Raw genomic sequence first — 24,004 nt, 5'->3', positions numbered from 1 at the left:
CTTTGAATGAATAGTGTAAATAGGATTCAGCAACGAAGATTCAGCAACCGGGGCTCAGCGCCGGGTCGCTTCTTTGAGGAACAGCCAGATGAAGCCCATGTCGTCGATAAAGTAACGGCGGAACATGCGGCGCGGCTCCTGCAGGAAGCGGTAGAACCACTCCAGGCCGCTTTTCTGCATCCACAGCGGGGCGCGCTTGACCCTGCCGACGGCAACGTCGAAGGTGCCCCCCACGCCCATCGCGAATGGAATTTTCATCTGCGCCTGGTACTGGCCCAAAAAGTGTTCCTTTTTGGGCGAACTGATCGCCACGAACAGCAGGTCGGCCTTGGCGGCGGCGATCTGCTCGACCACGCCCGCTTCTTCTTCGGGTTTCCAGTAGCCGTTGCGGTAGCCGGCCAGGGTCATGCCGGCGTATTTTTTCTCGTAGATGCGCTTCACATCCGAGACGACTTCTTCGCGCGCGCCCAGCAGGTAGACGCGCCAGCCTTTTTCGGCGGCACGCTTCATGAGCGCTTCGAACAGGTCGACCCCGGCCACGCGCTCCTTGAGGGGTTTGCCGAGCAGGCGCGCGGCCCACACCACCGGCATGCCGTCGACGTTGATCAGCGCGCATTCGTTGATGATGCGGCGCAGTTCAGGGTCGCGGTTGGCCTTGACCAGCTTGTCGACGTTGACGACCACGTGCTGGTGGGGGGTGCCGGCGGCGATGAAACCTTCCACTTTTAGCAAGGTTTCTTCCATCGTCAGGTTGTCCATCAGGCAACCCATCATCTCGATACGCTCGCTCACGCCAGTTCCTTGCTTGCCAGTTCCTTGGTCAGGATGGCGACGATGCGCTCGGCCGCCTTGCCATCCCACAGGTGCGGGCGGCGGCCCTGTTTGCCTTCGCCGCGCAAGACCTTGCGCGCCTCGGCCACGATGCGCGCCGGATCGGTGCCGACCAGCACGTTCGAACCTTCGTCGACGGTGACCGGGCGCTCGGTGTTTTCACGGATCGTGATGCAGGGCACGCCCAGCGCGGTGGTTTCTTCCTGCAAGCCGCCGCTGTCGGTCAGCACCACCGCCGCGTCCTTCCACAGGTTGAGAAAGGCCATGTAGGCTTGCGGGCCGACCAGGGTGACGTTCGGGCCCAGGTCGATGCCGAAGCTGTCGAGATTGGCGCGGGTGCGCGGATGCACCGGGAAGATCAGCGGCAACTCCTGCGCGATTTCGCGCAGGGCGCCGGCCAGGGTGCGCATCATGGCGGCGTCGTCCACGTTGCTGGGACGGTGCAGGGTCACCACGCCGTAGCGCGCGCCGTTGGCACTGCGCGTGGCCTTGATGGCGCTCGTTTCGTACGAGGACGTATCGGCCGCGCTCAGCTTGTCGGCCTGGAACAACACATTATCGACCATCACATGGCCGACATAATGGATCGCCGACTCGGCCTTGCCTTCGCGCTGCAGGTGGGTCACGGCGCTTGGCTCGGTGACGAAGAACCAGTCGCTGATGCTGTCGGTGACGAGGCGGTTGATTTCTTCCGGCATGGTCATGTCGCCGCTGCGCAAGCCCGCTTCGACGTGGGCCACGGGAATGTTGAGCTTCTTGGCGGCGATCGAGCAGGCCAGGGTGGAATTGACGTCGCCCACCACCAGCACGGCGGCCGGGCGCTCGGCCTGGCACAGCTCTTCGAACGCGACCATGATCTTGGCCGTCTGCTGGGCATGGCTGCCGCCGCCGGCGCCCATGAAGATATCGGGCTGGGGAATGCCCAGCTCTTCAAAGAACACATCGTTCATCTCGCGGTCGTAGTGCTGGCCGGTGTGGATGATCTTGAACGTGAGCGTGTCCTGCTGTTGCAAGGCGCGCACGATCGGTGCGATTTTCATGAAGTTGGGTCGAGCACCGGCAACCAGATAGATCAGTGGCATAGTCATCCAGATTTATAAAAAAAGCAATTATAATCGGAAAGGCAAATTCGTTGTCCGCACATTATCGAATGTGCGCGCCCGCCCGGCAAGCGAGCGTTGCGCCCGGAGCCGGTCCGTTGTCGAGACGCATCACGAAGCGTTCTTGAGGGCAACAAGGGGTGATTGAAGGTGAAGCGGATGGGTCGAACGCCGGCGTCGCGGCAATTCGTTCAAGAGATGGCGGAGGGGAAAAGGCGGCGCTGTCGTTCAGGCAGCCCGTGTCGGCCACGGGCCCGAACGCGCGGACCGGGCACCGCGCTTGCGTACCGGGTCCGCGTCGCCTTGCGCCAGCAGGCGCTGGCGCAAGGCAGGGGGAGATATCAGTTGACCGTCACATCCAGGTCGGTCACCGAAATGACACGTCCGCCAACCGTGATCTTCGCATTGGTAGCGCTAAAAACGATCTCCGGTTTCACAGTCAAACAGTTCGAACGCAGGACCGAGACGAAAAAGCCGCGGTTCTTGGCAGTCGCATAGTTAAACTTGTTCCAGAAATGCGGTCCCGTCGGTACGGTCGGCGCCGGCATGTAGCCAACCGAGGTGCTCATCGCAAACGCATCGGGCGAGGCCACCGTGCCGCACAGCTCGGCCGGCGCCAGGTCGGCGCGGAAGGCGGCCGCCGGGCCGGTCACGGGCGCCACGGTGTGCAGGTTGTACTCGTACTTGCGCGGCGTAGCGCTGTTGAGCTGGTCGATCGTCACCAGGGTCGATGGACGAATGAAGACCACGGTGCGCTTCGCCTGGCTCAGCTTGCCTGCATAGGCGGCGGTGGCGTCGCCGGTGCTGATGTCGTAAGCGGCCGTCTGCAGGAACTTGGTCAGCTTGCCGGACGCGACGCGATCGCCCAGGCCGCCGGCGCCCAGGTACTGGCCCTGGCCGCCGTCGAAGGTGATTGCATTGTGCGCCTTGGTCTGCTTGTAGTAGTCGCGCCAGTGCGGCGAGTTGTAGTAATCGTAGTTGCCGCTGTCCATGGCCAGGACCTTGCCCTTGGAATACATGACAAAGCTGTTCTGGTCGGCATGCGAGTGGTTCACCGAGCCGAACGGGCTGCTCTTGAAGAATACCGAGGTGCGGGCACGGTCGGCCAGCGAGCTGTGCATGGCGGCCCAGCCAATCGCCGGGAAGTAAGCGCCGTTCGGCTGGGTGGCCGGCAAGGTGATCGGGCCGGAGAACTCGCGCGGGCTGAGCAGGATGTGCAGGCGCGCATAGTCTTCGCCGCTCTGCTGCTTGACGTACCAGCGCGACAAGGTGGTGTCGGAGCGGTTCATGACGGCCTTGCCGAAGCGGGCCCATTCTTCGATCCGGTTCACTTCGGCGCCGTCGCCGAACACGCCAACCGGCACGCCGGGCGGCAGGGCGTAGGCCATGAAGCGGGCGAATTCGGCCAGCCATGGCTTGCGGTAGAACGGCACGCCGAGCACGCGCTCGATCAAGTCCCACATCAGCAGCGATTCGCCGGATTCCCAGCCGGCATAGCTCGATCCGTTGGCAAAGCCGCCGTCGTCGCCGCCCCATGGGCTGGTGCTGCTGACATACAGCGGCAGCGAGGTGCGCAGCCAGGCATGGGTCTCGGGCATGTCGCCGCGCACGATCAGCAGGGCGCCGACGAATTTACCCAGGGCGTTGTAGGCGATCCCGTTTTCCGGATACAGCTTGACCGTGTCGGCCACCTTGTTCAGGCCCGAGTTGCCGCAGGCGAGCACGATGTCCTTGACCATCTGCTTGTCGGCGGCCGTCATGGCGGGAAAGGCAAAATCGTAGGCCAGGGCATAGAACCAGGCGTAATCGCGGGTTTCCGAAACGTCGCCGACGCATTTGCGCGCCAGGATGCCTGGCGCAAACAGTTGCATGCGGGCCCGCATTTCGGTGATAAACCAGGGATTCTTGGTCATATGGTAAGCCACGGCCGCCTCGGCCATGCCTTCCAGGATGCGGTCCTGCTGCCACCAGGATTCCATGCGCACCGTGGTATTGCTGGAATTAATCTGCGTCTTCAGGGCGCTGGTGACATTGGCCACCGAATTGCGCTGCAAATAGCCGGTCACGGCCACGATGGACGAGGTGCGCTCGGCCTTGGTGGCGGCCACGATGCCCAGGAAATCGGGCTGGCCCTTGAACAGGCGCGGGTGGCCCATTGGCGCGGCGGCGTCGAATTTATCGATGGCGGCGGTCAGGGAAGACGGGGCCAAAGCGCTGGCCGTGGCGGTCAGCTCGGCCGTGGTAAAACGGGGTGCGACGGTGGTGAAATTCTGGGCCAGGGCAGGCATGCACAAGGCTGCCGTCGCCAGTGAAATAACATTAACTAATCTTATCATGCTGCCAACTCCTCATAACGTTGTCGAAGACGTCGCAAGACTGTCCCGACCATGTACTCGGACTTGACACGTGCCAGTCCGCGCTCGGAGATCATATCCGCCAAGACATTATCATCCAAAATGCGCAAAATACAGGCAGCGAGCTGGGGTATATTGCTCACTTCAACGAGAAAACCACACTTTCCTTGATCCAACATGTGTGGCACAGCGCCAACATTGGTGGCCACGACTGGAACCGTTGCCATCATGGCTTCCAAAATTGACATCGGCATCTGTTCCTTGTGTGATGGCAGCACGAAAACGGCCGCTTCGGCCAACAAGGCCGCACGCGCGCCGGCATCGACCCAGCCCGGCAGGCGCACGCAGTCGGCCACGCCGAGTTCGGCCGCCAGTGCGCGCGCCCCATCGGCGTCGCCGTCGCCGGCCAGCACCAGGCGCGCCTCGGGCGATTGCGCATGCACGGCGGCGAAGGCGCGGATCAGGTCGAACACGCCCTTCTTCTCTTCCAGCCGTCCCAGGAACAGCACGCTGCGCCCGGGCCGGCGCGCCGCCAGCGTGATGCCGGCGATCGGGTTGGGAAACACCTCGACCGTCTTGAGCCCGGCGCGCGTGCGCAGCCAGGTGGCCGAGACCTCGGTCAGGGCAAAGGCGGCGGCGGCGTCGCCCAAGAGGCGCAGCGCGAAGCGCTGGCGCCAGCCGGACAGGCGCAGCTCGACGAAGTCGATGAATTCGCCCCCGTGCAGGTGCACCAGCACGGGGCGGCGGAACAGGCGCGCCGCCGCCATGAACGGCGCCTTGCGCCAGAAGCTGACCCCGGAGGCCAGGTGCACATGCAGCACCGAGACGCGCCCGCGCACGAGCAGCGCCAGGAATTGAAGCAGCGCGGCCAGCGCGCGCAGCGCCTTGCGCAGCGGTCCGCCGTCGACGTGGGTGGCGATGAAGCGGCAGCGCCCGCCCTCCTCGTAGCCGTGCGCCAGATAGGTCTGGATCACGCTGGCCATGCCGCCGCGCGCTGCCGGCGACGGGCCGATCATGATCACCGACTTCATCAGAGCGTCCCGGCGCTGTCGCTCTCGCGCTCGATATGGGCCGCGCCCAGGTAGCCGGACAGGTCGAGGCGCTGGATCAGCAGCTTGTGCTTGCCCGAGCCGGTGCGCGGGATGCCGTCGACCCGCACGATCTCGATATCGAGCCCGCCCTGGGTCTTGGCCAGGACGCCGGCCGCCAGCGCGGCGCGCGCGCGCGGGGTCAGTTCGGTGTCGGACATGACCTTGAGGGTGGCCTTGCCGGGCGCGTCTTGCTCGAACTGCATCATGTCGGCGCTGGCGAGCTGCTCGAAGTGGGCCGCGCCGATGGTGCAGATCGACACCAGGCGGTGATCGCGGCACACCAAAAATTCCTGCAGCCGCCCTTCGATCCGTTCGACCACCGCGAAGCCCGGGCGAATGGTGTTGGGCGCCTTGCTCCACATGGCCAGGTCGCCGGTGCGGTAGCGGATCAGCGGCATGACCCGGTTGTCGAAGCCGGTGGCGACGATTTCGCCGATCACGCCCGGTTCCGTAATGGCGCGTCCGTCGTTGTCGACCAATTCGACCTTGCCGTACAGGGGCCAGAAGAAATAGCGGCTGTCTTCGGGCAGCGAGATGGCCTTGACGGCGCGCTCGGAGTGGCCGTAGTCGAGCAGCACCGGGCAGCCGAACACTTCACGGATCAGGTCGACCTGGTAATCGTAGACATTTTCGGAAAACAGCTGCACGGCGCGGATGCGCGCGACCAGCTCGGGGGCCGGATTGGCCTTGAACCAGTGCGCCAGCGGCACCAGCGCCGACGGAAAGGCGTGGATGATGGTCGGCTTCCACTTGGCGATCGCTTCCACGTAGCCAGGCATGTACTGCGCTTCCAGGTGATCCGACGACAGATGCAGGTAACGCTTGATCGGGTCGTACATCCACAGGGAGCCGCCCGGCTTGCCGGCGCCCGGCACGCTGCGCCCGCGCAGCGCCAGGATGACGTCGCCGCTGCCGACCCCGGCGACGGTATCGAACGTGCTGTTATAGGCAAAGTCCTTGGAGCGCGAGACGTACTTTTCCAGGTACAGCTTCATCGGCACCGAGGTCGAGCCACCGGTGAACGCCATCAGGTGGGTTTCCGGGCCCATCTTGTTGGACAGATAACGGGTGCTGTCGGCCTTGAGCGATTCTTTTTCGAGCAGCGGGAACGCCGCCAACAGGCGCGTTGCGTCGGACGGATCGCGCACCTCGGCCAGCGCCCCTTTCAGGTGGGCGTAGGCGGGCACGGTCTCGATCGCCCAGCGCAGGGTCTCGAGCAGTTTTTCGTCGGCGCGGCGCGCGGTCCAGACCGGGTCGTTGCAGCGGTTGATTTCGGCCTGGAACTCGTCGTACTTGGCGCCGTAGCGCAGGCGCGTCGGCGCCATCGAGTACACATGGCCGAGCGAGCTCTTGACCCATTGCGGGGCCGCCGTATAGAACTTCAGGAATGGATGGACAATGTCTTCGATCGGCATGTTGATGGGCTTTCTATGCTGTGGTGGTTGTGGTGGCGGCAGCGGCGCGCACGCCGGCCAGTCCGCGGAAGATGGTTTCGTAGCGCGTAATCATGTGCTGCACATCGAAGCGCGCGCGCACCGAGGCCAGCGCGCCCTGCCCCAGGCGCGCGCACAGCGCCGGGTCGCTCAAACGGGTCAGGGCGGCAGTGAGCGCTTTGACGTCGCCGGCCGGGTACAGCAGGCCGTTGACGCCGTCGTCGACCTGCTCGCGCATGCCGCCGACGTCGCTCGACACCAGCGGTTTACCGAGCGCCATGTATTCCAGGGTGGCGATCGGAAAATTCTCGTCGTGCGAGGTCAGGGTCATCACATCGCACATGCCGATGAAGGGCCGCACATCCTGCTGGAAGCCGGCCAGCAGGACCGCGTCGCGCAGGCCGAGGGCATCGATGCGCGCCTCGATCTGCGGGCGCGTGACGCCATCGCCGACCAGCACCGCGCGCGCCGCCACGCCCTGGGCGCGCAAGCGCGCCAGCGCTTCGAGCAGGTCGCCGTGCCGTTTCTCCTCGCGGAAAATGGCGCACAGGCCGATTACCAGCTCGTGCGGCTTGACGCCGTGCTGCGCGCGCAGGGCGCTAGCCGGCTGCGCCACCAGCTCGGCCGAAAAATGCCCGAGGTCGACCCCGTTGTGCACCACTTCGCTGCGGCGCAGGCCGACACCGAGCTTGGCGAAGAACCCGCGCTGCAACTCGCTGATGAAGATGACGCAGGCGGCGGTCCGATAGAATTGGCGATAGACGATGAAACGCAGGCGCGCGCTTCCGCCGCGCCGCACCACGCCCATGCTGTGGCAAATGAAGGCCTGCGGCGGGCGGCGGCGCGCGCGCCAGCCGGCCATGGTGGCGCACATCTGCGAATATTGGGAGGTAGCGATCACCAGGTCGGGTTCCAGCTGATCCATCAGGCCGGCCAGGCGCTTGAGGGCGCCAAGGTCGACCCCGCCGCCCGAATGGCAGCAGACGATCGGCGCGACCCCGCCCCGTTCCAGCTCGGCGGCCAGTTCGTCGGAATCCTTCAGGTAGGCCACGGCCACCTTGTGGCCGCGCTGGGCCAGGCCGGTCGCCAGCGCCACCAGGTGGCGTTCGGCGCCGCCGAACTTGAGCTGGTCGGCGACGAACAGGAGGGTCATTGGCGTCATCTGGGTTGTCGAGCAATCATGGTCAAGAAATCAAGGTCAAGTGTGCGGCCCGCGCCGGGGGCGGGGCCGCCAGCCGGTTCAGGACGCGTCGCGTCCCATCGCCAGCGCGATCTGGGCCTTCAGGGCGGCGGCCACGCGCGGCGCGGCGAAGCGTTCGGCGACCGCTTCCGGCCCGCCCTGCCCTGCCTCGCCATCGAGCGCGGCCAGGCCGGTGCGCAGCATGCGGGTGACCGCTTCGATATCGTCCGGCGCGGCGCAGGCGTCGGCGCTGCCGGCCCACTCGGCGATCAGGTCGGCCGAGGTGCCCGGCGGCGTGATGCCCCAGACCGGGCGGCGCGCGCCGATGTATTCCACCAACTTACTTGGCAGGAACACACTGGGCAACTTGCTGGGCGCGTCGATCACCAGCAGCGCGTCGGAGTCGCGCGCCAGCTGCAGCGATTCGCGGTAGCCGACCTGGCCGCGCATGCGCACCAAGCCCGCCGGCAGCGCCTTGTAAGCGTCCGAGGCGAGCAGGTTGGGCGAGACGTGGCCGACGAATTCGAAGGCCACCGCATCAAACGCGCCCGGCTGGCGTTCGAGCATGCGCGCCAGCGCCGCGAACAGCGGCTCGGGCGAGCGGGCCCCGTAACAGGCGCCGATGTGGCGTACCACGTGGCGCACGCCGGGACGCGCCGCCACCGCCACGGCCGGCGCCAATGCGGGGGCCGGGCCCGCGAAATTGTCCATGTCCCAGGCGTGCGGCAGCACGGCGGCGCGCGCGCGCCAGGCGGGCGGATACTTGGCCATCACCAGGTCCAGGGTGCGCTGCGAGGTAAACAAGACGCGGTCGGCGGCGCCAATCACGCGCCGCTCCAGCGCCGCGTTGACCCGGTGTTCCATCCAGGTGTTCGGATGGAAGGGATTGTCCGACCAGGGGTCGCTGAAATGCGCCAGCCACGGCAAGCCGGTGCGGCGCTTGATTTCCAGCGCCAGCAGGTGGTCCGACATCGGCATGCCGAAGCTGACCAGCACCTCGCTGCCGCTGGCCGCGATCCGTTCCAGCGCCGGCCCGAGCGCGCGGCGGCGCCACGGACCCAGGCCGTCGGGAATGGTGTTATACAGCGGCAGCAGGCGGCGCGCGACCTTGTGCAGGAAGCCCTTGAAAAAGGTGCCGGGGCTGGGCACGCACAGCGAGCCGATGCGCTCGAAAAAATCCGGATACTGGTCGTAGGCGTCGGAAAACTGCGGATCGCTGCCGTGCAGCAGCTCTACCCGCGCGTCCAGGTGGTACAGCTGGCGTCCGATCTGGATCGCCTGCGGGGTCAGCTTGGGCGGCGCGTAGTAGCAGATTGCAAAAATCTTCAAGCGCGCTCTCCGAAGCCGGCCAGGGAATCGAGAATGCGCCGCGAGGCGTGGCCGTCGCCATAGAAATTACCGCCACTGCCGTCCCGCACTTCGCTGTCGAGCAAGCCAGCCACGGCCGTCACGATGCGCTCGCGGTTGGGGCCGACCAGGTGCACCATGCCCGACGCCGCCCCCTCCATGCGCTCGGTGACGTCGCGCATGACCACCACCGGTTTGCCCAGGCTCGGCGCTTCTTCCTGGACGCCGCCGGAATCGGTCAGCACCACGGAAGCGTTGATCATCATCGCCACGAACGGCAGGTAGTCGAGCGGCTGGCACAGCACCAGGTTGGCAAAGCCGGCCGGCACCAGGTAACGTTCGACGGCGCCGCGCACGGCCGGATTCGGATGCACGGGGAAGACGAAATCGATGTCGGGATACCGCGTGCACAGTTCGGCGATGGCGGTGCAGATCGCCTCGAAGCCGGCGCCGAAGCTTTCGCGCCGGTGCGCGGTGACCAGCACGAAGGGACGGCGCGGCCCGATGAAGCGGTTCAAGCCCTGCGGCTCGAGCGCGGCGGCCACTTGCGCACGGCAAGCCGGGTCTTCCTGCAGGCGCGCGCGCACCAGGTACAGGGCGTCGATGCCGGTGTTGCCGGTGATCAGGGTGCGCTCTTCAAGAATGCCTTCGCGCAGCAGGTTGACCTTGGCCGGCGCGGTCGGCGGGAAGTGCATCTCGGCGATGGCGCCGACCAGCTTGCGGTTCATCTCTTCCGGGAAGGGTTCATAGATATTGCCGGTGCGCAGGCCCGCTTCCACGTGGGCCACCTTGGCCTTGGCGTAAAACGCCGCCAGCGCGCCGGCAAAGGCGGTGGTGGTATCACCCTGCACCAGCACCCAGTCCGGACGCTCCTGTTCCAGCACGGGCGCCAGGCCCTCAAGCACCCCGGTGGTCAGGCCGGTCAGGGTCTGGCCCGGCTTCATCAGGTTCAGGTCATGCTCGGGTTTGATGCCGAAAAAGGCCAGCACGCTGTCGAGCATTTCGCGGTGCTGGGCGGTGACGCAGACCACGACCTCGAAGCCGCCGTGGGCGCGCGCGGCCAGCACCACCGGCGCCAGTTTGATGGCCTCGGGGCGGGTGCCGAAGACGAAGAGCAGTTTTTGAAGTGCGGGCATGGTCGATCCTGGAATGGTTAATCGTGTTTTTGAATAGGCGATGCGGGAGGTGCGGGCGATGCGGCTTTGGCCGCAGGCTGCGGCAGGAACAGGGCGCGCGCCTCGGCCAGCGCGCCGGCCAGCTTGAGCAGGACGGCATAGGCGACGGCGAAGACAACGCCGATCAGCACCGCTTCGAGCCATACGATGCGCACCAGGTTGGCCGCATCGAGCAGCGCCGCCAGCGCGCCGGCGCCGACGCAGGCGGCCAGGATGCGCAGCAACGCGCCCCACTGTTGCAGGCGGCGCAGCGGCACCCCGGTCACGCGCGAAACGCGCCAGAAACTGAAGGCGTTGCCGGCGGCCAGGGTGACCACGTTGCCGAGCGCAGCGCCCGGTATGCCGAACAGCAGCGCGCCGGTGACGCCGGCGGCCAGGCTGACGAACAGCAGGCAGCCGTCGGCGGCCAGTAAAAAGCGGCCCTGGTTGAGCACCACCGTCAGCGTACTGACCTCGACCGCCACGCCCAGGAGAGCCAGGCAATTGATGCGCATCACGTCGGCGGCGAGCAGGTATTTGTCGGTATAGACCACGGTCACGATGTGCACGGCCAGCACGGCGGTGAGCATCAGCGTCGGCAGCAGCACGTAGGCGCTGGCCAGGTTGGCGCGCTGGTTCAGGCGCAGCATGCCGTCCTGGTCCTTGTTCGATTCGAGCGCGGACAGGCGCGGCGCGATGGCGTTGCTGACGCTGTTGCGCACCAGGGCCACCACCGGCATGATGACGGCGCCGATGGAAAAGGCGGCAAAGGCGGCGGCCGGGAACATGGCGGCCGCGACCCACTGGTCGGCCTGGCCGCGCAGCAGGAACAGGGCCGACGCCAGGCCGAACGGCACGCAATAGACCAGCTGGGTGCGCAGCACCGGCATTTGCAGCGGAAACACGCGCCAGCCGTAGTGGCGCCCGATATGCAGCAGCACCAGCAGCACCTTGATGGCGGCGTAGGCCACCAGGGCCCCGAACACCACGTCGGCGCGCCCGGACCAGGCGGCGGCGGCCACCATCACCACGCGCAGCACGGCCAGCGCGACGATGGTCTTGGCCTGCCCGGCCACGTCGCCGCGCGCATTGGGCAGGAACTCGATCAGGTTGGCCGCCACCCACAGGGTGAGGAAGGCCGGCATGAACCAGGCCGCGCTGTGCATGGCGCGCAGGCTGGCCGGCAGCAACGGATTCCACGGCCCCAGCGCCAGCCCGGCCAAAGCGCCGGTCAACAGCAGCATCAGCAAGGTCTGGTGCACATACGGCGCGCGCGCCTGCCCTTCGTGACGCGGCAGGAAATAGAACAGGCTGCGCGGCAGCGCGAACGGCGCGATCGCCATGGCCGTGCCGATCGCCAGCCAGGCCAGCCGGTAGTCGGCAAAGGCGGAGGTCGGCAACAGGCGCACCAGCGCGATCGGCATCAAAAACTGCAGGCCGAAGTCGAGCATGTTGGCGGCGGTCAGGGTGATCGCGCCGCGTTTCAGGCTGGCGCCCGTCATTGCAAGCCCCGGCTACGCATTTGGATAATCACAATACTCCACGTAACCTTCGCTGCCCTTGGTCGAGATGACCTTGGCCGGAATGCCGACCGCGACCGAATTGTCGTCCAGGTCGCGCGTGAGCACGGCGTTGGCGCCGATGGCGCAGCCGTTGCCGACCTTGATGGCGCCGAGCAGCACGGCGCCGGCGCCGATGTGGATGTTATCGCCGAGCACGGGCACGCCCTTGCGCTCGCCCCGGTTGACCTGCCCGATGGTGACGCCCTGCGAAATATTGCAGTTGCGCCCGATGCGGGCGTCGCGGCTGACCACGATGCCGCCGAAGTGGCCGATGTAAAAGCCGGGCCCGATCTCGGTGTCGTAGGGGATCGAGATGCCGAACTTGAAGCGGTAGTGCTTGTGCATGAAGCGCGCGGCGACATGGGCCAGCTTCCACAGGCCGCCGGCGCCGCGCGTGACAGACGCCAGGCGCAGCCAGAACAGGAAGCGAAAGCCCGGCACCATGCGGTAGGCGCGCAGGCCGGCTTTCCAGCCGCTGGCGCCTTGCAGGCAGCGATACAGGTCCGAGCCCCACAGCATGCGCAGGCGTTGACGTGGTGTTTGGTTCATGCCTTGGTTCATGCGAGCAGCGCCGACAGGTAGGGAGCGGAAACGGTTTCGGGCGCCAGGCGGGTGCTGGCGTAGGCGCGGCAACGCGCGCTGTATTCGGCCAGCCGGGCCGGATCGGCCAGCAGCGCGCGCGCCGCCGCGACGGCGCCGGCCACGTCGCTCACCGCCACGCCCAGGCCCAGGCGCGCGATGATGCCGTCCGGATCGAACGTGGCCACCACCGGGACGCCGTTGGCCCAGGCTTGCAGATAGGTATTGGGAAAACCCTCGAAGGACGAGGTGTTCACAAAAATGCGGGCGCGCGCGAACAGGCTGCGCGTGGTGCCGAACTTGACCTGGCCGTGAAAGCGCAGGTTCGGCAGGGCGCTGGCGCCCGCTTCGGCGCGCGCGTACAGCTCGCGCTCCTCCGGATGGGCGCCGCCGGCCATTTCGCAGACGAATTCGGGCAGCTCGCGCACGATGTCGATGAACCACTCGGGACGCTTCATCGAACGCATATTGGCCAGCCACAGCAGGTCGGTGGGGCGCTCGGCGGGCGGGACGATGGTGTCGGGCAAGTCGGAAAACATGCCGGCCACTTCGGCATGCAAGCCGTAGTTTTTCAGCAGCAGCGCGGCTTGCTTGTCGGTTTGCGCCAGGATGGCGTCGGCGCGCCGCAGGCCGTAGTGATACAGGGCGCGGTCGCGCGCGTTGGTCAGCATCAGCGTATCGGGCGCGCAATCGGCGTCGGAGGCGATGCGGAACACGAAGCGGCGCCCGTAGCGCTTGCAAAAGGCGGCGGCGATGCCGACGGTGGCGCCGGCGCAGCTGACGTAGTAGACCTGGGCGTCGGCCGCTTTCATGGCGGCCCAGGTGGCGGTCAGGCGCGGGGCCAGAAAGCGCAGGCCGGGCAAGCCGTCGGCAAGGGCGAAGGTCTTGCGCACGGTCACGCCGCCGACCTGCTCGACCGGCTGCTGGCCAAAGTCGCCGACCAGCGAGGTGACCTGGTGCCCGCTGCGGGCCAGGTAGCGCGACATCAGCGCGTGCTGCACTTCTTCGCCGCCGATGTGGACTTTTTTCCCGTCCAGGTCGGCGATGACGCCCCAGGCGTAATAGTTCAGCATGCAGATGCGCGCCGATTTGCGCTGCGTTGAATCAATATCCGTCACGTTGCCAACTCGTCTTTCCGTAAGTCAAAGGGCTTGTCGTGCCAGGGCGCCGGTTCCCGATGCCGGTTCCTGTCCTTCATGCGGTACACGCCGCCGCAACCCATCAGGACGCCAAGCAGGATCCAGAAATACGATTGCGAAAAAGTGGGGGTAAACATATCGTCGGTAAAGCCCTGGATGAACCATACGGGAATCATCACGGCGCCGCCGGCGAACATGCCTTGCAGGCTGGCGCTGGCATGCTCGCGCGACAGGCGCAAGAATTCGCGCCGCACGAACAGCAGGAAGGCGAGCACGAAGCCGAAGCCGACCAGGCCCAGGTCCATCAGGCCGCCCAGCCAGGCGCTGTGGGTCTGCGCCACCGGCAGCATCTTGTTCAGGCGCACGGGCGGACTCCACAAGAGCGAGCGCACGCCGTGCGGCAAGACCGGTTCCTCCAGCACATACGGCAGCAGCGGCAGCCAGATGCCGTCCAGGCGGCCGGCCGTCACGGCGCCGCGGTCGCCGTTACCGACCCCGGTCAGGGCGCGTTCGAGGATCGGTTCGATCACCAGCGGGCCGATGCAGCCGGCCACGATCACGCCGATGATGACGGTCTTGACGCTGATGCGCTTCCAGAAGTAAATCAGGTTGACCAGGATGAAGCCGATGAAGCCGCCGCGCGAGAAGGTCATCAGCACGCACACGGCGAACACCACGGAAGATACGAACAGCAGGCGGCGCTGGGCGTCGCCGGCCCCGCGCAGCGAGAACAGGGTTACCGCGTAGAGCATGTTCAACAACAGGCTCATCTCGTTGGCGTGCATGCCGAGGGTGCCCAGGAAGTCGCGCGCCAGGGGCGAGGCCAGCTGGCGCAGCGACATGCCCGAGCTCAGCAAGCGCCAGCCCACCAGGCCACAGAAGATCCAGCCGGACAGGAGCATCAGGTAGAGGAATTTTTCCGGCTTTTTGCTGTGGCGCACGGACAGCCCCACCATCAGCGCCAGCAGCACCAGGAATTGCGGCTTGATGAACATGTCGCGCAGATAGCCGAAGCCGTCGTGGTACTGGATCAGGCGTTCGGCCTCGAAGCGTGGCGGAATCAGATTGACGTTGGACATGCCGACCACGCAGGCGATGCCGATCGGCAGCACATACCAGGCGAGCAGGCGCATCGGCGCGATCGGATCGCGCCAGCGCCGCAGTCCGGCATGGACGACGTAGGAGACGATGGTCAGGAACAAGATCATGTTGAGCGGATTGAGACCGCGGATGCCCAGCATTTCATGCGGAAAGAAGGCCAGCGCCGAGAGCGGCATGATGACGATGGCGGCGGCAACCCCGACCCGGAAATCGAGCATGACCCACAAGCTCAGGGCGCACATGATCACGGCCGCCGGCACCAGCACGCCCAGGGTCGGCACGGCGGCGCCGAACACGGCCGCGAGCAGCAGCAGCGCAACGATGCCGACCAGCGCCGTCCATTTGCTGCCGCCCTTGTAGCGGCGCGACTGGGGAACCGGGTGCTCGATCATGCCGGCCCCTGTGCGTTCGATCCGCCGCACATCACGCAGGAGCGCCGATCAGCTTGGCGCGCACGGATGGCGTCACGTGCTTCATCAGGTCGTTGACAAAGGCATCCTGGACGGCAAACGCGGCCTGGTCGTCGGTCTCGATGGACGAGACGCGGAACAGGTAGCCGTCGGGAATGTAATCGGACAGGGCGTACTTGAGCTGCACGATCTGGCGGTCGAGGTAGCTGCGCACCACGCTGCTACCCATGGTGAACCAGTAGGTGACCGGTTCGTTGCGCGGACCATGGCTGGCCACCATGCGCGTGACCGGCACCGGCAAGCCGTCGAACACCAGGTTTTCATTGCGCAGGTCGCGGATCTGGAAACCCTGGGCCGCGTAGCAGACTTCCTGGCGGTGCGCGCGCATCGACTGGGTCTGGTTCGAGCCGTAGGCGATGGTCAGCATCACGCGCTGGCCGCGGCTGTTGATGTAGGTGCGCGAGAGGGTCTGGCTGTAGATGGACGCCACTTTTTCCTGCTGCACGGACGAGGGCACCATGGCCACCGCGTCGGGATCGATCTTCCAGTCGCCGAAGGCGGCCGGGACGCTCGTGTCGAGCATGATCGCGGGCTGGCTGTCGGACAGCATTTTCTGGGGCTTGAGGGCGATCGTCGCCAGCAGGGCCGCGCCCATCAGCAGCGCGGCCGGAATCGCCATGCGCAGCGGGCCGTAGTTGGCCGACAGGGCCGGTGGCCCGGCTTCGCTGGCGAACAGGGGCAGCGCTTCCTTGTCGGAGGCGCCGAAGCGCAGCAGCGAATCGGTGGCGATGATCAGGAGCAGCGCCGAGACGAACAGCACCATGCCGGCGAAGCCGTGCAGGAAGCCCTGCCCGGCCGCGTCGCCCAGGTGGTAGGTAATGAGCGTGAGCACCATCACCCGGATCACATTCGAAATGAAGGAGATCGGCACGATCAGGATGGCCAGGGTGACGTTGCGGAACAGCGAATTGTGGCGCACGATGTTCAGGTACAGCAGGCCCAGCGCTTCGAGCGTAAACAGCGTGTGCAGGCCGGCGCAGGCGTCGGCCACGAGCAACTTGTACTGGCCGATCTGGAGGATGACGCCGCTGCGCGAAATCGGATAGCCGACCCAGTACAGCACGTTGCCGACCACCCAGGAAACAGCGGTTTTCATGGGCATGGTCAGCATGTCGACCAGGGAACCCGGCAGCGGCAGCATGAACAGCATGAAGAAGAACGGGAACCACTGGGCGCGCAGGGCGCGCGTGCCGCGCATGAGCAGGATGAGCGCCATCAGGGTGCCGAGGTAGGAGCCGATCTCGAAGATGGCGATGCCTTGCGAGCGCCCGATGAAGTAGACCAGCACCGACAGCACCAGCAGCGGCCAGCCCAGCGGGCTGCCGCGTTCGCCTTCGCTGACGGCCAGCATCTGGCCCCAGTTGCGGTACAGCAGCCAGTGGGCGATGCCGAGGATGATCGGGCCGTGCGCCTGCTCTTCGGTCGCCCACAGGCCGGTGAACATGTCGTAGAAGCTCGGCACATACAGCAGCAGCAGGCCGAGCGCGAGCGGCGCCCAGGACGGCAGCGCGCCGTTGCCGGACAGGCCGGCCGGCATGTTCGACTTGGCCTGCGTGCTCATTTGAAGTCCACCAGCACCGACCCGACCACCACGGCGCCGTTCTGGGCCACCTGTTCGGCCAGGGCGTTGACGTCGCCCATGTGGGTCTTGTTCTTGCGCGCGACGATCAGCACGCCGCCGGTGCGGGCGGCCAGCACCAGGGCGTCCAGGCCGGTCTGGCTGGCGGCCACGTCGTACAGGGTGACATCGTATTTCGATTCGAGCTGGGCGTTCAGGCCGGCGAAGTTGCTGCGGCTGAGCAGTTCCTGGGGATTCGGCGGCAAGGTGCCGGCGCCCAGCACCGACAGGTCGACGAAGGAGCCGATATGGGCGGTGACGTCGAGCTCGGCGCGGCCGGCCAGCACGTCGGACAAGCCCTGCTTGCCGGGAAGGTTAAAGATGGCGTGCTGGGCCGGCTTGCGCAGGTTGGCGTCGACCAGCAGGGTGTGTTCGCCCAATTGCGAAAACACCACCGCCAGGTTGGCCGCGAACAGGCTGGCACCGTCGCCGCGGTCGATGCCGACCACGGTGAGCGACTTGCGCCCGCGCGCGAACCAGCGCAGCATCAGCTGGCTGCGCACGGCGCGCAGGGTTTCGACCTGCGGGCTGAAGGGATCGTAGGCGGCCACCAGGTGCGGCGAATAACTGCCCTCGCCCGGCTGCAGATAGGGATAGTCGAACTGGCGCGCCAGCACTTGCTGGATGTCGGCCTCGTTGATCAGGCCCAGGCGCTGGGCGGCCTCGCCGAAGCGGATCCCGAGCTCCTTTTGCATGCGCAGCACGCGCTCGGCGTTCTCGGGGGTGATCTTGCCCGATTCGAGCAGCAAGCCGCCGATGCTCGAATCGGCGCGTTTCAGTTTCTCGGAGGCGGCCAGGGAAAGCTCGGTCTGCGTCATGGTATTTCCTATTGTTGGTTCGGGCGCGGGCGTGCTAGCCCAGGCGCAGGCGGCGCGGCAGCAGCGAATTGATCGCACTGTAGCGGCGCTTGGACGCGGCCCAGTCGATCACGCCGAGCACCGGCATCTGCAGCACTTCGGCCATGTCGGTTTCGGAGCGCACGCGGCGGTCGATCATTTCGGTCAGCAGGGCAAAGCCCAGGCCCAGCATCACGCCCAGGAAGGCGGACAGCATCGTATTGAGCATCACGCGCGGACCGCTGGCGCCCAGCGGCGCGGTGGCCGGATTGAGCACGGCGATATCGGACTGCTCGGAAGCGCCTTCGATGCGGGTTTGCGAGAAGCGCTGCGAGGTGGCGTCGAAGGCGCGCTGGGCGCTCTCGACATCCTTGACCAGTACGCCCAGTTCATCGCGGCTGCGGTTCAGTTCCAGCACTTTGGCCTTCTGGGCCGCCAGCGCCGCGCGCACCGCGCCTTCGCGTTGCTGCAGGATGGCGGCGTTGTTGCCGACACTGCTGGACGCCGAACGCTGCTGGGAAGACAGGTTGGCGTTGATCTTGTCGACTTCGGCCTTGATGCTCAGGTATTGCGGATGGTTCACACCGAGGCGCTGGCCGGCTTCGGCCAGGCGCGATTCGGCGCCAGCCAGTTGCACCTTGAGGTTCTGGACCAGCGGATTGGAGGCCACGTCGGGCGAATCGGCGCCGCGCGCGCCCTGCGCCATGCCCTGGCGCGAATTGGCTTCCATGGCCTGGCCCTGGGCCGCGACCAGCTGCGCCGACAGGTCGTTGAGGCGGTTCGATTCGACGTCGAGACGGTTGTCGACGCTGACGATGCCATTGTCTTGCTGGTACTTGGAGAGGCGGCTCTGGGCCGCTTCCACGTTACCGCGCAGCATTTTGGTCTGTTCGTTGAAGTAGGCAGCCGCCTTTTTCATCGGTTCGACCTTCAGCTCGATGCTCAGCTTCTGGTATTCCTCGGCGAAGGCATTCGCCACGGACGCCACGAATTGCGGATCGGCGCCCTTGAAATTGATTTCGACCACGCTGCTTTCGCGCGAGGGCACCACGTCGAGCTTGTGCAGCAGGAGGTCGGCCAGCCAGTCGCGCACGGTGCCGCGACCGCCCGTGGCTTTCTTGAACTGCTCGACCACGGTCGGGTTTTCCGCCATTTTCAGCTGGTCGACCACGCGCCCCGCCACGTTCTTGCTGCTGATGATGTCGATCTGGGTCGCCATATAGCCCGGCAACAGCTGGCTCGGCATGGCAATCCCGGTCAGCGGATCGACGCCCTTGTAATTGAGCAACACCGACGCCGTGGACTGGTAGGTCTTGGGCATCGACAGGCTGACCATCAGGGTCAGCGTGACGGTGACGAACAAGGTCGCCAGGATGATGTACTTGCGCGCATACAAAATCAGCAGGAACTGGGATAAATTCATTTAGCAACTCTCAAAGTGGTGCGGCGGCCGGGACCGGGAAATCAGAACCAGCTTTCCTTGACGAAGACGACATCGTCCACTTGCAGCAGGTCGTCCTGCTTGGCGTCGATCAGGCGGATCTTGCCATCCGCATCGCGGCGCTTGATCACCAAGCCGCGTTCGGTGCCGCGCATGGACAGGCCACCGCCGGCCGACAGGGCTTGCACCACGGTCATCGAACGCTCGAGGCGGAACGCGCCCGGACGCTGGACTTCGCCATAGATATAGAACTTGGGTGCGCGCTCGACGTACAGGACGTCGTTGCCGGACAAAACGTAATCCTTGTTCAGCTGGCCGTTGCGGACCATCTCGATGACGTCGATCTCTTCGCGCGTGGTCTTGCCGTCGCGGGTGCGGATCAGGCTGAGACGGTCGCCGCCTTCGCCGTTGATGCCGCCGGCCATGGCCAGCAAGTCGATCAGGCTGCGCTTGCCTTCGATCGGGTAACGGCCTGGACGGTTAACCTGCCCCAGCACCGACACCTGCTGGCTCTGCACGGCGGTGACGATGACGTTTACTTGCGGCTTCTTGACGAAGTTGCCCGCTTCCAGCATGGAAGCGATCTTTTTTTCCGCGGCGGCGGCCGACAGGCCGGCAACCGGCACCTGGCCGATCAGCGGATAGCTGATATTGCCGCCTTCGCTGACCCGGGTTTCCAGGGTCAGGTCGGGGCTGCCGTAGACGGAGACCTTGAGCACGTCGCCCGGTCCGAGCGGCAAGTCGGCCGCCATGGCCGCGCCCATTGTCAATGTCGTCAAAAAAGCCATCAGGCCGTGTACCAGTGTTTTCATGTAAGTCACCTTCATCAGTTTCAGTTTGTCGGAACGGCGGCCGGGCCGCTTATTTCAGGCCGGCCACGCCGCGCGCGGTGGCGGCATCGTCGGCGGCCGGCGTTGCCGCTGGCTCGGCCGGGGCTGGCGCGACGGGCGCCGGCGCCGGCGCTGGCGTCGCGGCGACCGGAGCGACCGGGGCGGCGGCCAGGGTCGGGGCCTTCAGGTAATCGATCTTGGCGGCCGTGCGCAAGCGTTTGAGCTCGGCATCGGCGGCGTCCTTGGTACGCTTGTTGAACAGGAATTTCTCGATCTGCGGCGCCGCCACCTCGAGCGTGGCCGGGTTGTCGCGCACGTCGACGATCGAGACCAGCATGCTGCGCTCGCCTTCCTTGACGATGAACAGCTGGTTCTTCGGCATGCTTTTCAGCTTGGCCGACATTTCCGGCGCCAGGTCGGACGTGGTGCGCGAGGCCTGGGTGCGCATGTACTTGACCTTGTTGGCGTCGAACCAGGCGGCGACGTCGTCCAGCGACTTGGCGTTCTCGGCCACGGTCTTGACTTGCTCGCTCAAGTCCTTGGACTGGATGACCAGTTGCTTCATGTCGAACTGCTTGCGGTTGGCAAAGAAATCCGGGTTCTGGGTGTAGTAACCATTCACTTCAGCGGGGGTCGGACGGGCCACGCTGCCGACTTTTTTCTGCATGTAGGCCTGGGCGATGATCAGGGCCTTGGCCCGTTCGATCGCCTGCACCACTTTGGGGTCGCGGTCGGTCTTGTCTTTGGCCGCTTCGTTTTGCAGCAACTGGCGGTCGATCAGGGCTTCGACCAGCTTCTTGCTGGCGTCGGTCTGCTGGGCCGGCGGCACGTTGGCCAGCATCAGCTCCTCGCTCAGCTGCATTTCGGTGATCTCTTCTCCATTAACGCTGACCAGCGCTTGCCCCACTTTGGGTTTGCTGTCTTTATTGCCGCAGCCGGCCAGTCCGGCCAGCGCAACCATCAGGGCGGCGCACAGCAAACGTTTGTGTGAAGGCGGCGACATGGCCAGGGTGGAGTTGTTCAATTTGGTCCTCGATTTTTTTGTTATAAAGCTTGATTAATACACAACGACATTGCCGGGATTATTACACATATCGGCAAATCGATGCGTTTAAATGGCGCCGTTATTCCGCCCCGCATCATGCTCGCCGGACTGTTCCGGAGCACACCAGCAGGGCTTCATTTTAACGCGTTAGCGATGACAGCGAAACAACTTTGCTGCACTGCGGCAGAGGCTTAAGCTTCTCTTAATCCGCCCCTGCAACAAGCAGAGCTTCCGCCGGCCTGCCGGCACAGGCTCAGTGCGCGTTTTCGCGGCTGAACACCACTTTCACTGTCTTGACGATGATCCACAGGTCGAGCCAGAGCGACCAGCTGCGCAGGTAGTCGAGATCGTACTGGATCCGCGCTTCCATCTTGTCCAGCGTTTCGGTCTCGCCGCGCATGCCGTTGACCTGGGCCCAGCCGGTGATGCCGGGCTTGACCTTGTGGCGCAGCATGTAGCCCTTGATCAGTTTGCGGTACTGCTCATTGTGCGCCACCGCGTGCGGGCGCGGCCCGACAATGCTCATGCGCCCCTGCAACACATTAAAGAACTGGGGCAACTCGTCGAGCGAACTCTTGCGCAAGAAGGCGCCGACCCGGGTGATGCGCTGGTCGCCCTTGCGCGCCTGCACCACGGTGTCGCCATTCTCGGTCACCGTCATCGAGCGGAACTTGTAGACGATGATCTCTTCGCCGTACAGGCCGTAGCGGCGCTGGCGGAAGATCACCGGTCCGGGCGAAGTGAATTTGACGGCGGCGGCGATGACCAACATGATCGGCAGCAACATCAACTGGATGACCAGGCCGAGCACGATATCGCTGCTGCGCTTGATCATGCTGTTCAAGCCCATGAACGGGGTTTCGCAGATGGCGATCACGGGCATGCCGCCGACGTTGTCGAAGCGCGCCTGCATCAGGTCGAAGATATAGATATCGGGCAGGAAGTAGACCGAGGCCGTGGTGTCCTGCAGCTCGTCGAGCAGCTTGCGGATGCGCGGCTGGGCCGAAATCGGCTGGCTGATAAAGATCATCTTGATGTTATGTTCGCGCACATAGGCGGCGATATCGGCCATCTTGCCCAGCATCGGATGACCGAGGTTGGCCGGATGGCGGTCTTCGGTGCGGTCGTCGAAAAAGCCATACACGCGCATGAACAGGTTCTTGTGGCGCTCGCAGATGCCGGCGAACTTGATGCCGACGTCGTTGGCGCCGATCACCACCACCGAGCGCATCTCGGTATTGTTGCCGGGACCGACGGAGACGCGCCGCACCGCCAGGTGGCTGACCAGCATCACGAGCGGGGTGGCGACGAACCAGGCCAGCACCACTTGCTTGTCGTAATAACCCGACAGGCCGCTGGCCGAACCGAGAAACAGCAGCACGCACACGGTCAGCACCCAGCCGAACACGGTGTCGCGCACATAGGCGACCATGCGCCCGCTGCGCCAGGTGCGGTAAGGGTCGACGTGCTGGTAGACGGCCGAGGACACGAAGAACGCGAGAATCATCAATACCAGCGAATACCCCGTGAACGGTTCATGGAAGTACATCGACGACACATACAGGGTCCCCATGATGATCAGGGGATCGAGCACGCGCTGGAAAAACGAAATTAAGGGGATGTCATTGACCGTCATGGGCACCTTTAGAACTGCGCATTGGCGTTCACCGAAACTGTGTTCGCCTTGAAACTTCCATTACCGAGGAACTGCGCGCCGCTGCGCTCCTGGTGGATGAAAGAGGTAGAAAATTGCACTGTTTGCAGGGGCGACCAGCTCGCGCCCACGCTCGCCTGGCGCAGCGTGTCGCTCAGGTCGTCCGGCGAATTATTGAGCAGCCGTCCTTCGTAGGAGCGCTGTTCCACGCTCATGTTGGCGTCCACGCGCACCTTGGCGCTGGCGTCCCAACTGGCGCCGGCGCTGGCGCCGCGGTTCAGGCTGAAGGTATAGAAGTAGTTCTCGATGGCGGAAAACTCGCGCCACACGGCGGTATTGAGGCGCAGTTTCTGGCGCGGATTGAAGCTGGCGGTGACGCGCCCGTTAAAGCCGCTGACGTCGCGCGGGCCGGACTGGGCATTCTTGCGCCTGGCGTAGCCGGCCAGCGTCTGCACCGTGGTGGTCGGGGTGGCGCGCCAGACGATGCGCGCCTTCAGTTCATCCTGCTCGTAATCGTCGTCGCGCACCACGCCGCCCAGGATGCGCTCGTTCAAATACTTGCCGGAGAGGCGGCGTAGCACCAGGCCGGCCGTGCTGCCGCTGCGCGGCAGATAGTCGAAGCCCGCTTCCACCGCGTCTTCGGTGCGGTCGTTGTAGCGCTGGGCGCTCAGCTCATAGGTATATTTGTCGCGCGAGGCGGCCCCGCGCACGCGCCAGCTCGGGTGCATGCGCCAGGCGGCGTCGGCAAACTGGCGCCGCTGCACCCGCAAGTTGCGCTCGCGGCTCTGGAAATCGGTGTACGGCGCCAAGGTCTGGGCATAGGTCGCGCCCAGGCTGCCTTCGAGATGGTTGGCCAGCTGCCAGTTCCAGGTGCCCTGAAAATCCTTGCCGTCGTAGTCGAGTTGCTTGAAATGCGAAAAAGCCACTTTCGACAGCTTGCCCTGGGCCTGGATGCGCTGGCGGCTGTAGGTTTTATCGAACAAGACCCCGACCACGCTCTGGCGCGACGAATCGCTGCGCTGGTTGTCGTAACCGGGCGCCTCATCGCTCAAGCGGAACAGGTTGTCGTCGTAAAAATAGCCGAGGCCGCCGTAAACGTGCAGCGCATCGGACGGTCCGGCCCAGGCCGGGCCGCCGGCGACGGCGCCCAGGGCGAGGGCCAGCGCCAGGGCGCGCGACGCGACGCGCGGGGCGACGCGCGGACGGTGCTGAGAGGATGGCAAAGGTGAAGGCATTTGT

Annotated in this window: 19 protein-coding genes; all 19 read right to left on the bottom strand. The window is 65.4% G+C overall.

Translation table 11 applies throughout. From position 1 onward, the window contains the following. Positions 1-54: 54 nt before the first annotated feature. Positions 55-792, bottom strand: a complete 738-nt coding sequence (locus F0185_RS22990) for a WecB/TagA/CpsF family glycosyltransferase (protein WP_370664054.1) — start codon at positions 790-792, stop codon at positions 55-57. Continuing rightward, positions 789-1,913, bottom strand: a complete 1,125-nt coding sequence (wecB, locus tag F0185_RS22985; protein WP_167228442.1) for a non-hydrolyzing UDP-N-acetylglucosamine 2-epimerase — start codon at positions 1,911-1,913, stop codon at positions 789-791. Before wecB (F0185_RS22985) ends, F0185_RS22990 begins: the two co-directional genes overlap by 4 nt. 359 nt (positions 1,914-2,272) lie before the next feature. Next, positions 2,273-4,267, bottom strand: coding sequence for a heparinase II/III domain-containing protein (locus F0185_RS22980; RefSeq protein ID WP_167228401.1), 1,995 nt, complete (start codon positions 4,265-4,267; stop codon positions 2,273-2,275). After that, entirely contained in the window at positions 4,264-5,316 is a 1,053-nt protein-coding gene (locus F0185_RS22975; RefSeq protein ID WP_167228399.1) for a glycosyltransferase family 4 protein, read from the bottom strand. Before F0185_RS22975 ends, F0185_RS22980 begins: the two co-directional genes overlap by 4 nt. After that, entirely contained in the window at positions 5,316-6,791 is a 1,476-nt protein-coding gene (locus tag F0185_RS22970) for a phenylacetate--CoA ligase family protein (protein WP_167228397.1), read from the bottom strand. Before F0185_RS22970 ends, F0185_RS22975 begins: the two co-directional genes overlap by 1 nt. Positions 6,792-6,804: 13 nt before the next feature. After that, positions 6,805-7,962: a glycosyltransferase gene (locus F0185_RS22965; protein WP_223164559.1), complete on the bottom strand. Its 1,158-nt coding sequence runs from the start codon at positions 7,960-7,962 to the stop codon at positions 6,805-6,807. An 87-nt stretch (positions 7,963-8,049) separates the two neighbouring features. Further along, entirely contained in the window at positions 8,050-9,318 is a 1,269-nt protein-coding gene (locus tag F0185_RS22960) for a glycosyltransferase (protein WP_167228393.1), read from the bottom strand. After that, positions 9,315-10,472, bottom strand: a complete 1,158-nt coding sequence (gene wecB / locus F0185_RS22955) for a non-hydrolyzing UDP-N-acetylglucosamine 2-epimerase (protein WP_167228391.1) — start codon at positions 10,470-10,472, stop codon at positions 9,315-9,317. Before wecB (F0185_RS22955) ends, F0185_RS22960 begins: the two co-directional genes overlap by 4 nt. Positions 10,473-10,489: 17 nt before the next feature. Next, entirely contained in the window at positions 10,490-11,992 is a 1,503-nt protein-coding gene (locus F0185_RS22950) for a lipopolysaccharide biosynthesis protein (protein WP_167228389.1), read from the bottom strand. A 12-nt stretch (positions 11,993-12,004) separates the two neighbouring features. After that, complete coding sequence (locus tag F0185_RS22945) at positions 12,005-12,601, bottom strand: serine O-acetyltransferase (protein WP_223164558.1); 597 nt, start codon at positions 12,599-12,601, stop codon at positions 12,005-12,007. A gap of 8 nt (positions 12,602-12,609) precedes the next feature. Further along, entirely contained in the window at positions 12,610-13,749 is a 1,140-nt protein-coding gene (locus F0185_RS22940) for a glycosyltransferase family 4 protein (protein ID WP_167228387.1), read from the bottom strand. Beyond that, positions 13,746-15,263: an O-antigen ligase family protein gene (locus F0185_RS22935; protein ID WP_167228385.1), complete on the bottom strand. Its 1,518-nt coding sequence runs from the start codon at positions 15,261-15,263 to the stop codon at positions 13,746-13,748. The genes F0185_RS22940 and F0185_RS22935 overlap by 4 nt, the downstream gene beginning before the upstream one ends. 31 nt (positions 15,264-15,294) lie before the next feature. Next, entirely contained in the window at positions 15,295-16,902 is a 1,608-nt protein-coding gene (gene xrtB / locus F0185_RS22930; RefSeq protein WP_167228383.1) for an exosortase B, read from the bottom strand. Further along, positions 16,899-17,777 (bottom strand): chain length determinant protein tyrosine kinase EpsG, encoded by an 879-nt coding sequence (gene epsG, locus F0185_RS22925; RefSeq protein WP_167228381.1) that lies wholly within the window; start codon positions 17,775-17,777, stop codon positions 16,899-16,901. The genes xrtB and epsG overlap by 4 nt, the downstream gene beginning before the upstream one ends. A gap of 34 nt (positions 17,778-17,811) precedes the next feature. After that, positions 17,812-19,218 carry a chain length determinant protein EpsF gene (gene epsF / locus F0185_RS22920; RefSeq protein WP_166890643.1) on the bottom strand — a complete coding sequence of 469 codons (1,407 nt, stop codon included), beginning with the start codon at positions 19,216-19,218 and terminating at the stop codon, positions 17,812-17,814. A 41-nt stretch (positions 19,219-19,259) separates the two neighbouring features. Next, the gene (gene epsE, locus F0185_RS22915) at positions 19,260-20,048 is read right to left on the bottom strand and encodes a polysaccharide export protein EpsE (RefSeq protein WP_167228379.1); all 789 of its coding nucleotides are present in this window, start codon (positions 20,046-20,048) and stop codon (positions 19,260-19,262) included. Positions 20,049-20,097: 49 nt separating this feature from the next. Next, the gene (locus F0185_RS22910) at positions 20,098-21,090 is read right to left on the bottom strand and encodes an EpsD family peptidyl-prolyl cis-trans isomerase (protein WP_308624154.1); all 993 of its coding nucleotides are present in this window, start codon (positions 21,088-21,090) and stop codon (positions 20,098-20,100) included. A 274-nt stretch (positions 21,091-21,364) separates the two neighbouring features. Further along, positions 21,365-22,747 (bottom strand): undecaprenyl-phosphate glucose phosphotransferase, encoded by a 1,383-nt coding sequence (locus F0185_RS22905; RefSeq protein WP_166890637.1) that lies wholly within the window; start codon positions 22,745-22,747, stop codon positions 21,365-21,367. A gap of 8 nt (positions 22,748-22,755) precedes the next feature. Continuing rightward, positions 22,756-24,000, bottom strand: a complete 1,245-nt coding sequence (epsL, locus tag F0185_RS22900) for an XrtB/PEP-CTERM-associated polysaccharide biosynthesis outer membrane protein EpsL (protein WP_229477150.1) — start codon at positions 23,998-24,000, stop codon at positions 22,756-22,758. Between the last annotated feature and the right edge of the window lie 4 nt (positions 24,001-24,004).

Source organism: Massilia rubra (assembly GCF_011682065.1).
GTDB classification, from domain to species: Bacteria; Pseudomonadota; Gammaproteobacteria; order Burkholderiales; family Burkholderiaceae_D; genus Telluria_A; species Telluria_A rubra.
The sequence above is the reverse complement of the archived record's forward strand: the minus strand, read 5'-3'. Positions and strand labels throughout refer to the sequence as shown.

What these genes read in the sequence shown, in the direction of transcription:
- wecB (WP_167228442.1), bottom strand. Translation starts at nt 1,913, where the DNA reads ATGCCACTGATCTATCTGGTTGCCGGTGCTCGACCCAACTTCATGAAA.
- F0185_RS22980 (WP_167228401.1), bottom strand. Translation starts at nt 4,267, where the DNA reads ATGATAAGATTAGTTAATGTTATTTCACTGGCGACGGCAGCCTTGTGC.
- F0185_RS22975 (WP_167228399.1), bottom strand. Translation starts at nt 5,316, where the DNA reads ATGAAGTCGGTGATCATGATCGGCCCGTCGCCGGCAGCGCGCGGCGGC.
- F0185_RS22970 (WP_167228397.1), bottom strand. Translation starts at nt 6,791, where the DNA reads ATGCCGATCGAAGACATTGTCCATCCATTCCTGAAGTTCTATACGGCG.
- F0185_RS22965 (WP_223164559.1), bottom strand. Translation starts at nt 7,962, where the DNA reads ATGACCCTCCTGTTCGTCGCCGACCAGCTCAAGTTCGGCGGCGCCGAA.
- wecB (WP_167228391.1), bottom strand. Translation starts at nt 10,472, where the DNA reads ATGCCCGCACTTCAAAAACTGCTCTTCGTCTTCGGCACCCGCCCCGAG.
- F0185_RS22950 (WP_167228389.1), bottom strand. Translation starts at nt 11,992, where the DNA reads ATGACGGGCGCCAGCCTGAAACGCGGCGCGATCACCCTGACCGCCGCC.
- F0185_RS22945 (WP_223164558.1), bottom strand. Translation starts at nt 12,601, where the DNA reads ATGAACCAAACACCACGTCAACGCCTGCGCATGCTGTGGGGCTCGGAC.
- F0185_RS22935 (WP_167228385.1), bottom strand. Translation starts at nt 15,263, where the DNA reads ATGATCGAGCACCCGGTTCCCCAGTCGCGCCGCTACAAGGGCGGCAGC.
- xrtB (WP_167228383.1), bottom strand. Translation starts at nt 16,902, where the DNA reads ATGAGCACGCAGGCCAAGTCGAACATGCCGGCCGGCCTGTCCGGCAAC.
- epsG (WP_167228381.1), bottom strand. Translation starts at nt 17,777, where the DNA reads ATGACGCAGACCGAGCTTTCCCTGGCCGCCTCCGAGAAACTGAAACGC.
- epsF (WP_166890643.1), bottom strand. Translation starts at nt 19,218, where the DNA reads ATGAATTTATCCCAGTTCCTGCTGATTTTGTATGCGCGCAAGTACATC.
- epsE (WP_167228379.1), bottom strand. Translation starts at nt 20,048, where the DNA reads ATGAAAACACTGGTACACGGCCTGATGGCTTTTTTGACGACATTGACA.
- F0185_RS22905 (WP_166890637.1), bottom strand. Translation starts at nt 22,747, where the DNA reads ATGACGGTCAATGACATCCCCTTAATTTCGTTTTTCCAGCGCGTGCTC.
- epsL (WP_229477150.1), bottom strand. Translation starts at nt 24,000, where the DNA reads ATGCCTTCACCTTTGCCATCCTCTCAGCACCGTCCGCGCGTCGCCCCG.